Below are 13341 nucleotides of genomic sequence, written 5' to 3'. Positions count from 1 at the left end.
CCGCACGAGGCGGGCTTCTTGTGTGCTTCCGGGTGTGCTTGGCATCACCTGGAAACGAAAGGTGGTGCCCAGAGACGGAATCGAACCGCCGACACGGGGATTTTCAAAACCTGTGAAAGCCCTGCCGCATTGGAGAAACGCCTGGAGTTCCTGGCCCGATCTGAAAAGCGGGGCGGTCATTTCCGGCCAGAAACGGGCCAGATGGCTTCAAAACCCTCCGGACGCTCCGGAGGAGCACCGGAGCGTGGTGGGCGATTGAGGCTAGCTTTTGACGCACCGCGCGTACCGCGTGACAAAGAGAGAGTATTTTATTCGTCAGTCAAATTTTCGAGAAAGGCGGCGATATTGTTCGTAGATCCATACCGAAAGCGCGTACTCGGCCTCGGTTAACAGTGATCCTTCACTCGGGTCCTCATACTGCGATCTCTTAGCCCTCTTAATAGCATTGAGCAACCCTTCGTCTGCGTACTGAATTTGTTCTATTGCTAGTTTTGAGATTTTGGAGAGTGGGAAATCATCACCATACTCAACCTCCGAGCTCTGAAACTCTTGCTTGTCGAAAAGAGCACGGAATGCCATGCGTATGCCGGTTTTGTATCGCTTGTATGCACTGAGTTCTTCGAATGCATTTTTCAGTCTTTGACTGAAGCGACGGGCACCGACTCCTGTCACTGTGGAGATGTGGCAATCGAGTAATAGCGTTCGGAGAGGGCCATAGAGATGGTTGTACTTTAGTTTTTCTCGCTCAGCGGTGCGGATCCGGTTTGCGATGACCACCGCGATCAACTGGCTGGTGAGCAGACATAGCAGTAGTACTGACACAACAAAAAAGCCTAGCGGTAGCCAAGGCTTCAGGTTTGACGGTAGCAATCCTTGAAAATCAGGAACGAACCATACCATTGCAATAGAAAGGCAAATGCCTGCTAGGAGCCATGCGGGTATGGCTTTGAGACTCTCGATGGCCTTCAGTGTTGTCTCAACTCCACCAGTCATTCCCTGCTCCAATGTCGAAATCAAAATGATAAAGCCCCACGGGCATCGTATCCCGAACAGGTCGATTGCCTTACTAACGCGCACACTTTGTACGCAAGTTCATGGCTAGAGCTGAAAGGCATTGGTGAATTTGCCCATTTAAAAAATGGCTAGTCCAATCCGTAGTAAACCGATTGGAGCTTAATGCTGAGCTCTGGCAGGAGCTGTTTTAGATCTCCGTACGGGTTCTCGTCAAAGAAAAAAATGATCACTTCGCTTTCTCTGACGCCCTTGTTAGAAAGCTTGCCGGGTTTCAAATCGTAATTCGTACTGATATCGGCTGCTAGCTGGCGCAACGCTTGTAGGCGTCGCTTTTTATGGGCAACGGTGTCAGGTCGATCCATGGGAATGGCCGCGTACTGGTTGACTCGCAGATAGGTTCTCCCTGCGCGCGAATCCACTCTCCAAAATAATGTCTCGTTTTTGCCTTCGTAGTAACCCTCACGCCGACAAATATCTAGCTGAGTCCACGGTGTGCCGTTCATGTTGACGCCTTTCTTGAATTTCAAAAAAGGGTCACTGTTCTTGAGCTGGTCGTAGAGCTCACCGATGAGGTGCCGTTGACCTATAGCGCTTTGAAACGCGGTTGGGCAGGAGATGGCTAAACTCTCGAATACCTTTTCTTCCCGAGAAATCCAGGCGTCTTTCAGGAACGCGCAGTACTGATCGATGATTGGGTGGTATGGCGCTAAAAAGCCAATCGCTTGATGGAAATCATGGGCAGATATCAGCTGATAGCCCTGTAGGTTCTGCCGCTCCCAGGTGTCGATATAGCCGATTTTAAAGTAGATGTACTTGTCGCAATCCGGGAAGCGCTCCCGATAACGATTGAGTTGATCAGAATGAAAGGTGGATGAGGTTTTGTTCTCGAACAGAATGCTACGGGCTGTGTTGTTGACTTCAAAGCTCAAGATTAAATCGACGTTGCCAGATTGGAGCACCGGTTCAATTTTTACGGGCGTTTCGCCTTCGGCAATGAGCCCCAGAGCTTGAAATACCTGGGAACGGTAACCCGCGATGTCTGGGTTGACTTCCAATTCCTTGAAAAACCAAGCTAGAAAAGCATCCGTGCTGAGTTCCTTCGCGGCGTACATGAACAGATTATTCAACGTTTCCTCCTTGTCTTCCTGAGCCATGATTTGAACAGATGTGGAGTTTTGAGGCCAGGTGAGGGCCGAGTATGTCGCGTGACTTTCATTCGGCGACTCACATGGAGAGAAGGTGGCAGGTCGACCCCAGAAGCACGCTGGTGAGATGAGGGGTGGGCGTATTCGCAACGCGCTATCCATCCCCCTCTCGGGCTCCTACAAGCTTACTTCTTGAATAAATAGTCACGGTGCCAGGCAAGGTAAACACGATGGCGCGGTTCTATTTGGCGCAAGCGTAGATGTGGCGACACATTAAGTGCACTGCAACTTTGCTCGTCTAGTTGGTTGCTGATGAGAATTTGGCCGTCGTCGTTGAAGCTGATCAGCCCTTGGTCGAAGGCTAGATCGAGGTTTGGGGTTAACAGCAGCCCGTTAAATGGATCGAGTCGTTCATATGATGTGGCTGCAAACCAAGGCTTAGCGTGGGAGGCACGGAGCATATTCAGATTTGCGCAACCTGTAACTGAGCAACTGCCCCAATAATCAATCAGGGCAGCGCGGTACATGCCTTGGCCAATACGTGCCTTGATTATGGCTTCACGCTCTGTTTCGGTTAGCGGAAGCAGTGAGTCCTGCGTGGGGGCCGCTTGCCTACCAGCCACCGACGTTGCGTTACTTGCGGAATCAAACGACCGTTGTGCCGTAAGCCAGTCCACAAACTCATCGAGCGCTGCTTCATGCTCAAAACCTAGCTCGATACCATGGGGTTCGGGCACCTGGCCTGGCTTTCGGCCATTCCGAGGTTGATCATTTATTTTTTTAGGAAACGCCTCCATGTTGCTACTGAAGGCCAGAAGGTACTTACCAAAAAAAACGCCAGCAATTGTTCTTAGCTCTGCAAGCTGGTCAGAAAAACTTGGATGGATGATCAAAGGGACTTTTTGAATCGGATTCAGACTAACACTCTGCTTCAAATAAACCGGATAAGGTGCTAGCACATGATCAAAACGCATGACCTTGCCATCAGAGACACTCTGCTTTACATGGAAAAATCCGCGTCTTTCAAGGGAAATCTTTACATCTCGGATACTCAATAATTTACCCATAAAGCTCACTCTTCAATTCATGCGCACCTTAGCGATAACACCGTGCCGAGGATACCGGAGGAGTACCGGAACGGGTGGGGGCGACACGCCGCGCGTACCGCGTGACATTTGAGCAAGCAAGAAATGCTTTCCAGTGGTCGTACCGCGCTAGGCGCTTGTAAAGGGCACATTCTCATCAGCATTCCCCCACCGAATCCGACTACTTTTGCCACATGCCTTCGCGGCGGCCGAGATCGACTAAAACTGAGCGATGATTTTGGCCTTCACCGTATTAAATTCTTCGTCGGTGAGGGCTCCCATCGCACGTAGGTTTGCGAGCTTGGTGAGCGTATCTAGCGGGGACTCTTGCTGAACTTCTACCCGAGAGGATGATGATTGGCGTTGTGTGTTGAGTTCCTGTAACCACCGGTTAGCAAGCGTGGCCATTACAGAAACGGTTGCTTTCTGGCAATTGTCAATTGTGAGAACTCTACTACCTAAGTCAACCATGATCTTTCCTAGCAGAAACCCCTGGGATGAGGAAACAGCTTGAACGCGATCGTGGCGGATGCTTTGAGTATCTACTGAGTTGGTCAGCATAGCGCAATCCAAGAATAGAAACCGCTGATCGGTGAGAACAGCCAGCCAAGTATTGCTGCCAAAGTCGGACGAGTTAGAGCTATCTGAGTGCTTGACGATCCCAGATGTTAGTGCGAACACAACCTCCTCAGCTTCAAGATGGTTGGTTAGCACCTTTATTTCTTTTTTTGTTCCAAACGAATCAAGTCTTACGTCGTTTAGTTCGCAAATGGCCTCCCAGTCTGCTTTACGTGTTAGTTCTGCGTACTTCTCTAAATTTTCCAAATCAATTTCCTTAATCGTAGATTTATTCCTGGGCGTCAAACCGCCAATAATCCATAAGGAGGTATTTTTCCAGACCTCCCCACTCCGCAAGGTGCGACGATAGCCCAGTGCCATCTGGTCGTCTATGGCGGCCAAGACTCGATTGATCGTGATCTCCACAAAACATAAAGCCAATAGCTCTACGTGGGTACGCCAGAGTCACGCGTCGGGCATCGAGTTGAGTTCGGATCTTGGGAGACGAAAAATAGCAGTCATTATTAGTATGATTATTTAGAATTTAAATTATTATTTTAATTCAATTTTGGAATTAGAAATCGAAGATGCGTACCGTCTTTTCGCCTATAGCTCCTGGGCAGAATGAGTCAACTCCGATTTCCGTCGCGACGACAGCGTTGGAACCCTGGCGGTGGATTCGCAATCGGTCATCACGTCCACCTCTGCGCTGACGCTGACTTGAGGGCATTGGGAACGCCTCTTCGGGGTCAGTGGGCAATTTTCAGGACGATATTCGCCTTTTCGAAAAAATATTTTGGATTTTTTTTCGTTCGATATCAGCAAGAGTGCGTTCAATTTCGCCCTATAGCTCCAGGGGCAAACAAGATGAATTCATCCTGCCCAGGAGTTATAGGGGTTTTCCGTAAAAGATGGTTTTCAGCCTATAAGTCCTGGAGAGAACCAGTTTCGCTTCTATTAAAAGTGGCTGAAAGTTAGTGTTTGATGTACTGGCTGGCAAATTAGCCCCCTTGTAAAAGTTAATCGGCTTGATAGTATTGGTCTCAAGCGGTCAAGTGTCAGTTGCAATTTGCCCGTCGCAATATCTGTACGCAATTGTCTGAATAAGTACTTAGCTGATACAGGTTGTGGGCCAACAGGTCCGGGCAATCTGCATCCTAAATTCAGTAAGGCTACCGCTCTTTAATAATTTAAGGTTGGAGACTTTGATATAGCCTCAGCAAGGTTCTATATATCATAGTTGTGTGGCGCTGGCAGCGCTAGATAGTGCGCTTGGCGCTTTATTTAGGTCTTGGAATGTCAGCGCATAAAGCGCTTGCTTACATATGTAAGTATGGCAACAACAAACTCGAAATTATATAAGGAATTAAAATGTCTGCTTCAAAGCCTTTAAAGCAAGTCGAAGTCAGAGATTCCGTTGTGGAGGGCCTGATTGTCATCAGATACCCTGCGACAGGGAACTCGACGTATTATGTTCGTGAAGCGACGAAAAGTCGCCGGCGTATTAAGTTGGGAACTTCCAGCGACTTGACCCTCAAGCAGGCACGACGAAAAGCTGCTGAGGTACTGAGCGCCGAATACAGTCCATGTTCGTTGACGCTGGCTCAGGTATTTGAGGCGTATGCGAGGTCTGGCGAGTACAGCGGCAAGCGCTCGATAAGCCGGGAACGCAAGCGCTTTGAAAAATTGGTTGAACCCATACTGGGCAGCAAAAGTATCAGAGCCATTAACGTAACGGACGTGCAAGCTGTCATGGCTGCCTTGAACTCATCGTTGAGTGATGCGACCCGGAATCGATACTTGGCCATGTTACGGTCAATTTTCCGATTCTCCATTGCGCAGGGATTTAGCGACAAGGACCCGAGTCGCAGCATCAAGTTGCGCAGAGAGGTGCCGGTAAAGCTGTATGAGGTCACTGATGAGTTCGTCGGCCGTCTGCGTGACGCGGTGCGCTGGTTAGAAAAAAACGATCCAAGTACCGCGTGTCTTGTCGAATTGCTACTGCATACTGGCATGCGAATAGGCGAGGTGCTGCCGTTGCAGTGGAGTGATGTTAACTTTTCGACTCGGCAAATCACCCTCAGGCTGACCAAAAGCGGAAAAGCTAGGCATGTCCCCATCAGTGATGACTGTCTGACGCTCCTGGCTCGGCGGGTCGAGATGACGGCCGACTGCTCATGGGGTTGGCTGTTTCCGTCGTCACGTGGCAATTCGCACATGACAAGGCCAGTTCGACCCTGGAAGCAAGCGTGCCAGGCGGTGGGGCTTCCGCTGTCGTTACGCTTTCATGACCTGCGTCATATATTTGCGTCGGTATGTGTGAAAGAGGGGATCCCGCTCTACACGGTACAAGGGTTGCTAGGCCACTCATCAATCAGGATGACTGAGCGGTACTCCGCGCTCGCCTCCGAGGACTTACTAAGAGCCAGCTGTCGTCTGTCCAGTACCCTTGGCTTCTGGATGGAGGGGGCGTAATGAAACGATTTTACTCAAGCCATATTTTATCACCGGATGTTATCGATGCAGCAGTACGGGCTGGTGCGACGGCAGTCGACGGAGACAGGGACTCCCTGTCGGGTGTCAAGAGTTTACAGTTTGATGAGAAGACGGTGATCTTCTCGATAGCGAACATTCATTCAGAGTACAGCAATATCCGGCAAATTTTGTTGAAGCACTTTCTGGTTTTTCAAACGAGTAAAGAGCTGTTCGTGCCGCTGTCCAAAAACTATATCCAAGACGATAAATTGCAGGTTTTTTTACAGAAGTCCTTGGCCGGTATCAGGTTACATCTAGACGTGGGTGTCGACCAGCAACCAGCGGCGCATGGCCAGTGGTTGATTCCTGCAAATGGAGAGATGCCCAAGTCGCATCCGTTCGATTTTTTGGACGTGATTGCAGCGCGTGAGATAGGCTTGATTGAAGAGATGTATGGATTCAGTACCCTTGGAAACTTTGAGTTTTCACTGGATAAGGTACGCCGCCGCAAGAAAGATAATGTTGAAGAAGTTGCACCGGCTCTCTGGATTGATAAGATCCTGCAGGATCCGCAGACCGGGCACATATCGACCCGCATTAATATTCTGAGCCGTACGGGAATGAAGTGGCGGGTGACATCGCAAGTCATTGCCAATGGCACCATGCAGGACACCAACAAACTCACGGAGTGGGTGGTTTCAATGGTGCCCTGTGTGGTCGATCGTAAAGGCTTAGGGGAGTTGGTAAAAGAGCTGCTCCGACATGCCTTTGATACAATTGACAGCCAGATTTGGATAAGAAGTGAAGGATGGATTCGAAGTATTGATTCCAACATCGAGGGCTGCGTTTGCAGTCAGGAATTGTTACTCGCCCCAGGTGCCGACGCGCAGCAATTTTACGTTGATATCGCCGCACCGAGGCTTGCGCAATCGGGCACGCTTGAGCGCTGGAATCAAGAGGTCCTCGTCCCGGTAAGTAAGAGCCATATTCTTACTGGCGCGCTACAGATTGGCTTAGCGGCAACCATGCTCGATCTGGTACCTGGCGTTTCTTCTTGCACGTTCAACTTCTTCGGAGGTGCGGGCCGTGGCAAAACATTACTGCTATCGACGGTGGCCAGTCTGTTCGGAAACACGACCGCGCCTGGGCATGGCAGTGCCGGTCGCAATGGGCGATCAATCATTGAGACCTTCGCCTCTACCGAACTCGCGCTTCAAGCCAAGGGACAGGCAACCTCGTTAGGCCCCATGCTGATCGATGAAATCGGCAGTAACAATTACGGTGCACTAGACAAGTTCATTTATGTGACCGGTAATGGCAACAGCCGTACTCGACTAAGCAGTAACGGAGATGTCCAAGAGTCGCCGCCGAAGGCCTTGTTCTCTATGACCACAGGCGAAGTTCCGATTGGCTTGCTGTTGAGCCGTAACGCGCAACAGGGCGTGTTGGATCGGGGGGTGGACATCAATATCGGCAGTGGGAGGATAGGCTTTAACGGTCAAGTCGCTGAAGAGCACGCCTTTCTGTCTGAAGGGGTAAAAAAAGCCGTCTCTGCGGCGATCCCGCATCAGTACGGTACTGTGGCTCCAGCCTACATCAAAGCCATTTTGTCTGAGATGGACGGTCAAAACTGGAAAGCGGAACTTGACGAAATAAGGCAACAGCTTGTCGATGCTTGCCCAGGCTACGTGAGCAATGATGGACCGGTCCGAGTTTTAACTCGGTTTGCTTTAGCGGTGTTGGCGGGCAGGATTGCCCTGAGAAACAAGGTGTTTAGCGAGGATTTTGTCGACGAGATTACTTTGTTCAATGGTGTGGCCGCCTGTGCTGAACGCTGGATCAATACACGTTGGCATTACCTGGAACGTTTGTCTGCGGCCTTAATTGAGCAGAAACGGATACCTGAAAGTGCGCCGAGGTTTGGCTTACCGCTCTACCGTCATCATGAAGACAGTGGTGATATGCCCACGCTCATGATCACCAAAGAGTTCCTTCAGAAGGTCTTTGCGGGGGCGGAGGAAGTGGAAGTTATCGGCAAGCGATTTAAAGATGATGGGTTGCTTGTTCGGGCCGACGCGGGTCGCAATACAGTTGGGAAAACCCCTCACTATCACCTGCGGACGGAGTGGGTGAAAGATCATGGCATTGAATGGTCAGAGGATTTGGAGCGCTTCGTAGAGGTGGCGTCGGATGACGACTGAAACGCCAAAAGTGCACAGGTCATGGGAGCTACTCTGACGGTCGAGCTGGACCGTACAGATGGGCCAAAAAAAACCCACCGGTGGCTGGGTTTTTAAGTTGTCGCAACACGTGCTAGCCAATTATTTTACTCTGTTGTCACACTACTTTAATTTTTCATTAGTTGGTTAGTGCGCTTCTTTAAAAAGAGGTATGTCGCTGGCGAAGTGTTGGATGATGCAGTTCAGTCAGTTGGTACAACAAGCGCGCCAACCCGTGCCGACGCCTTTCTCAGGTTATCAGATGCCAAGTGAGCGTATCGTTGGGTCGTCGTATTACTTGCATGCCCTAACAAATGCTGCACCTCATACAGGGTTGCACCGTTATTGATTGCCAACGAGGCAAACGTGTGACGTAAATCATGGATCCGAAGATGAGCAAGGCCAGCCGCTTTTAGTGCTCGCTGGAAGCATTTTCGAGCGTTATTCAGCGGCTTGCCTGGCTTACTCCCAGGGAAGAGATAACTAGCGCCTCCTTTATTTGGTAGTTCGCTTAGTAATGATAGCGCCGTTTCGCTGAGCATGACGAAGCGCTGGCGACCACTTTTAGTCATAGGCAGACTCCAAAGTAGTCTTTCGTGATCAATATCCTCCCAGCGCGCTTGTAACGCTTCTTCGCGACGGACCCCGGTTAGTAGCATTAATTTGATAGCGGTTGCTGCTATTTGGTTTTGCTCAGTGCTCAGCACCTTCCATAGTCGCTTAGCTTCATCAATGCTTAAGAAGCGCTGGGATTGGTTGTTCTCCGTGTGCATACGAATGCCGGTCGCCGGGTTGCTATCCATGTAGCCCCATAAGATGGCGAGGTTGAAACACCGCTTCAGAAGGGCGAGATGTCGGTTAGCAGTTGCAGGAGCCCGCCTGCTGATTAATTCGTCATGGTAGCGCTGGATCTCTTGTCTGGTGATAGAGGCTAAAAGTCGTATGCCAAACATATCAAATAGGTGAGTTTTGAATTTTGAATCATCGCTGTTTGCACTGCGTTTGCTTGCATACGCGTGCGGCAGGTAGTGGTCATCAATGAAGCGGCGAAACGTCATGCCTGACTCGGTTACGATTTCTTGCGGATCAATTCCACTCGAAAGCTGGGCCCGGTGCTTCAGAGCGAGTAAACGGGCTTCGCTAACGTCTAACTCACCATAATTTCCGAGCTTCATGCTTCGCTGACGCCCAGCATGTCGGTAGCGCAGATAGAAGAACTTTCGACCCTGTCGATTGATCAGGAGTTTGAGGCCCGAGACTTCTGTATCTGAATATTCGCACTCTCTCGCTTTGGCAGTTGCGGGTTGCGGTGGCAGTGCATCAATCACACGCTTGGAAAAGCGGATGAGCTTGCTCATAGGGCACCTTTTAGCGACACGAGTTTGGACTATCCCTGAGTCAGCTCAGAAAGCTGAGCCAGGGTAGCCATCAGCGGTCATGGTTGTTGGGTTGATGGATTGGTGAACTTGAGACTGTTGATTACGTCCGTCGCTCCGGTTCATTTCCGGTGCTTTCGGTGTCAATGCCGGAAATGCCAACAGCAGCGGAAGCTGTTGTTGCCTGCGACGGTCATCCGTTGATATACGGATGGGAAATAGCAGCGCTAAATCAAGGTGAAATCCACTGCGCGAGTATCCTGTTCATTTCCGGTTGAAGGGTTAAGCCTTTTGGAATGAGCACGGCCACCGAGAGCAGGTCGGAAAGCAGGATCACGACCTCATAGAAGTGACCGTGATCTTCGACGATCTCAAATGAAATATTTGGATCATAGGGACTTTGTAAAAGGTTTCTGACGCCGAGGAAAAGCCCTTTGTCGTAGGGGTCGTCTCCTTCGCCCCAGACTGCAAACCATCCGAGCTCATCAGGTAGCCACTGAGAGCCATACTCCCGCAGCACCTGATACTGGTCCTCTACCCACTGGCGTATGCCTCTGTCCTGGATTTGAACGGTAGCTTCACTCTGGCGAATCAGCAGCATGGTCTGCCTCCTCGATTTGCCGTTGCTCGTTGCTTGGCTCAGATGCTGGACTACTCACCTGGGTGGTAGACACGATTGGCTTTCCATCGAGCCGAACACGAATAGACTTACCTTTAAGCGTAAGAACACCTTTTCTCCATGTAGCACCATCGTCAGTTACCCGTAGTTTGGTTTCATGCTTCCCATCTCGCCCCAGTAATTTTTCAGCCAGCAAAGCGGCGGCAAGGAACGGGGCGTTATTGCTAGAGCGTCCCACAAAGACGGGCTGTAGTACCTTGCTGGGGAATGCTTCTGCTCGTTGACCCAGACCTTCCAAGATTACGAGAATAGAATCAGTGTTAATCCACTCGCGACTGAAGTAGCCCTGGCTTCCACTATCGACCAAAGCGATGAAGATCTGTTTTTTGTCGTTGGATAGTGCTAGTTGGTAGGTGATTTTTCCTTCGGCATTTGAACTGAGCTTCGGCGCCAAGCCTTCTTTTACGACTAGCAGATCCAGTAGGACCGGCACAACGGATTCGCGTTTACTCATATTAATTCTCCAAGCGAGAAAGGCCACTTCTTAGTGGTCTTTGTTAATCCAGTGAGGTAAATAGGAGGGTTCTAAAATCAGAGACACAAAGGTCTTGGGTGAAGGGGTAGCGCTTTGGGTGAAGTCGTTAGCCAAGACTGCAAGAACTTCTGCAATGGCTACTTTCAATCGCAAAATCTACAAAGTAGGTCGTAAGTGCTCACAGCGGCTTGAACTCGCGCGTCGGGAATTGTTCGGCATACGTCAATAGTGCTGGATATCCAGTTTTTTTTGCAAATGCACATGATTATCTCCTTGTTAGGACCCAATTCGTATTGAGTTCATTAAGATAATATCTGCTTGATTCTTCTGTTAATGCGGTGAAGGCAAGGATCTATAAGGCTTATTAGGTGTGAAGTGCTTATGCCCTGAAACTTTATGGGTGATTCGAATGAATCGAAAAAGCAAAATATATATATAGGGGCTTAATTTCTAGGCCCTGAAATTTTGGAGGTTTCTATGGATGTTGAAGTTCTTTTTTACGAGTTGGTTGATTCCTTGGCACGAGAAGAGGTGAATCTGATATCACAAGAGCGGACTATTACTCAGTGTGTGGCTAACGCTTTCCCAGAGGCTAAGGAAATAGCAGTGTTCGAAAGCTTCTACGGCTTTTCGTTACCGGCGGAGGCTGCCACGGACCGCTCTGCAAGACTGCGACAACTAGGGCGATCGCTGGCCAAGAGGATGCCTGCATTGTGCCGGTTGGCGATGCGCCAATACGAGTCAAGAGACCATGCGTCAAGTAATCAACTGTTTCGACGGGCAAAAGGGAAGAAGCGGCTTGCCTTCTGTTACGAGCAATACACTGAAGTCTGAGTTTTGTTTGCGACAATTAAACCGTGATGCATCGAGCCCATGTCGTTTCGACGGATCATGATGCCTGTCTTCTGCGTTACAGGATTGCGAATGAGGCAGCCGGGCAGAGCACTGCATTGGTGCCTGCCCTCGATCTGATCATTCGCAAGGTTGACGTCGAAGGTGTCGCACATCAGCATGAGAATCGTCGCAAAGAGGCCAGACATGCCAGCGTCCGGTGGCTACGGCATGATGTACGCGCGCCCGCAAGGGCGCGGCTCAAATTGTCTATCGCACTCGGCTATGGTATACATATGCCATCGTTTCATTGAGCGCATATTGAAACAACCGAGAGAGGCTACAGCCATGAAAATTCTGAACTTCTTCTTCGGTGCTCCGGGTGAAGGCATGAGCCAGAAAGACCGAGAGATCTCAGAATCTATCAGAAAGCTCAAAAGTCTGAACGTGGTCGAAGGTCGTGTGTCGATCGACGCCTCAGAAGTGGTGACTGCCGAATTCATCAAGGAGCGCAAAGAAGCGCGCCGCCTACTGAGTGCTTGAATGGGAATTCTTCTTCTTTTGCCGTTCCTGGTGAGCGGTTATTGGATCTGCCTCAACCATCCCCGCATTGCTCTAAGTTTCCACAAGTACGAAGGCCAGTTGTTATATCTGCTGGTTGCTCGTGAGGGCATTCGCTGCTTTCTGATTGCTGCCGCATTCAGTGCCGTTCTGGGGCTGCTCAGTTACGTCTCATTTACCGTGCCCGGCTGCTCAGGGTTTTATCCCATTACCCTGGATTACCTTTCTCTGATTGAGCGGTGGTTGATCAATCATGAAATGGCGACTGTAAAGAATGCTGATATTGGTGCCTTCCTTGTTCAAGCAGCAATCTTGTGCCTCATAGTGCCTAAGCTTTGGACTAACTATGAAGTATGGCGCTTGAAGTACGCATACAACCTCAAGACGCGTGCAGAATTGGATACTCAATTACTTTCAGTTTTTGTAGCCGGCAATCCTTGCCTTGATCTGCTGCTGACATCGATGCTCCATCCGAAAAGAAAGTACCTGTTCACGATGGAGGACAGGAAAGTCTATGTGGGCAGCGTGATCGATATAGGAAAGGCCACAGAGGCTCAAGGTGTAGATCAGCATTTCCTTCTCATCCCTTTTTTGAGCGGGTACCGTGACAAGGACACGATGCAGGTTGAGATGACCACTGATTATGCGAATTCCGGTGAGGGGGCGATAATGCTCTCCCAGGAAAATATTGCATCCGCCATGCTTTGGAAAGAAGAAGTGTGGGAGGCGTTTAAGGCTGTTCAGGAAGCCAAGAAACCTAAATCCAAGCTAAAAGACAGCCTACCAGAGCGCAACCGATAGTCCTGCTCAAAGTATAGCTCTCCAGAGCATTCGGTTTTTCAAAACTGCGGTGTGTTTGGGCAAAAAGTTGGTATTTTCTTGAGCGGCGCATTTGTACAGTATGGGGCTTCACTCATACACAA

12 protein-coding genes are annotated in these 13341 nt (G+C 49.9%); 5 read left to right on the top strand and 7 right to left on the bottom strand.

Annotated features, from left to right (window positions below; translation table 11 throughout):
- Positions 1-315 precede the first annotated feature (315 nt).
- The 4 genes from H7698_RS13825 to H7698_RS13810 form a co-directional block, all read right to left on the bottom strand.
- Positions 316-993 (bottom strand): hypothetical protein, encoded by a 678-nt coding sequence (locus H7698_RS13825; RefSeq protein ID WP_194691724.1) that lies wholly within the window; start codon positions 991-993, stop codon positions 316-318.
- A gap of 149 nt (positions 994-1142) precedes the next feature.
- Positions 1143-2141, bottom strand: coding sequence for a hypothetical protein (locus H7698_RS13820; protein WP_194691723.1), 999 nt, complete (start codon positions 2139-2141; stop codon positions 1143-1145).
- A 203-nt stretch (positions 2142-2344) separates the two neighbouring features.
- On the bottom strand, positions 2345-3226 hold the full coding sequence (locus H7698_RS13815) for an HNH endonuclease (protein ID WP_235992830.1): 882 nt from the start codon (positions 3224-3226) through the stop codon (positions 2345-2347).
- A gap of 237 nt (positions 3227-3463) precedes the next feature.
- Positions 3464-4204, bottom strand: a complete 741-nt coding sequence (locus H7698_RS13810; protein WP_194691722.1) for a PH domain-containing protein — start codon at positions 4202-4204, stop codon at positions 3464-3466.
- A gap of 969 nt (positions 4205-5173) precedes the next feature.
- Here H7698_RS13810 and H7698_RS13805 point away from each other — a divergent pair.
- Together H7698_RS13805 and H7698_RS13800 are read left to right on the top strand one after the other, a co-directional pair.
- On the top strand, positions 5174-6277 hold the full coding sequence (locus tag H7698_RS13805) for a tyrosine-type recombinase/integrase (protein ID WP_194691721.1): 1104 nt from the start codon (positions 5174-5176) through the stop codon (positions 6275-6277).
- Positions 6277-8478 carry a DUF927 domain-containing protein gene (locus H7698_RS13800; RefSeq protein ID WP_194691720.1) on the top strand — a complete coding sequence of 734 codons (2202 nt, stop codon included), beginning with the start codon at positions 6277-6279 and terminating at the stop codon, positions 8476-8478. Before H7698_RS13805 ends, H7698_RS13800 begins: the two co-directional genes overlap by 1 nt.
- Before the next feature lie 221 nt (positions 8479-8699).
- Here the strand turns inward: H7698_RS13800 and H7698_RS13795 are convergent, their stop codons facing one another.
- The 3 genes from H7698_RS13795 to H7698_RS13785 all read right to left on the bottom strand — a co-directional run bounded on the left by H7698_RS13795 (position 8700) and on the right by H7698_RS13785 (position 11005).
- Positions 8700-9854, bottom strand: coding sequence for a tyrosine-type recombinase/integrase (locus H7698_RS13795; protein ID WP_194691719.1), 1155 nt, complete (start codon positions 9852-9854; stop codon positions 8700-8702).
- 250 nt (positions 9855-10104) lie between these two features.
- On the bottom strand, positions 10105-10473 hold the full coding sequence (locus H7698_RS13790) for a hypothetical protein (RefSeq protein WP_194691718.1): 369 nt from the start codon (positions 10471-10473) through the stop codon (positions 10105-10107).
- On the bottom strand, positions 10451-11005 hold the full coding sequence (locus tag H7698_RS13785) for a hypothetical protein (RefSeq protein ID WP_194691717.1): 555 nt from the start codon (positions 11003-11005) through the stop codon (positions 10451-10453). The genes H7698_RS13790 and H7698_RS13785 overlap by 23 nt, the downstream gene beginning before the upstream one ends.
- 498 nt (positions 11006-11503) lie before the next feature.
- Here H7698_RS13785 and H7698_RS13780 point away from each other — a divergent pair, with 498 nt between their 5' ends.
- The 3 genes from H7698_RS13780 (at position 11504) to H7698_RS13770 (ending at position 13219) form a co-directional block, all read left to right on the top strand.
- Positions 11504-11860, top strand: coding sequence for a hypothetical protein (locus H7698_RS13780; RefSeq protein ID WP_194691716.1), 357 nt, complete (start codon positions 11504-11506; stop codon positions 11858-11860).
- 345 nt (positions 11861-12205) lie between these two features.
- Positions 12206-12400, top strand: a complete 195-nt coding sequence (locus H7698_RS13775; RefSeq protein ID WP_194691715.1) for a hypothetical protein — start codon at positions 12206-12208, stop codon at positions 12398-12400.
- Entirely contained in the window at positions 12401-13219 is an 819-nt protein-coding gene (locus H7698_RS13770) for a hypothetical protein (protein WP_194691714.1), read from the top strand.
- The last annotated feature ends 122 nt before the right edge of the window (positions 13220-13341 follow it).

Origin of the sequence: Pseudomonas sp. p50(2008) (assembly GCF_015351605.1) — a bacterium.
GTDB lineage: Bacteria > Pseudomonadota > Gammaproteobacteria > Pseudomonadales > Pseudomonadaceae > Aquipseudomonas.
This window is presented reverse-complemented; position numbering and strand designations above follow the sequence as displayed.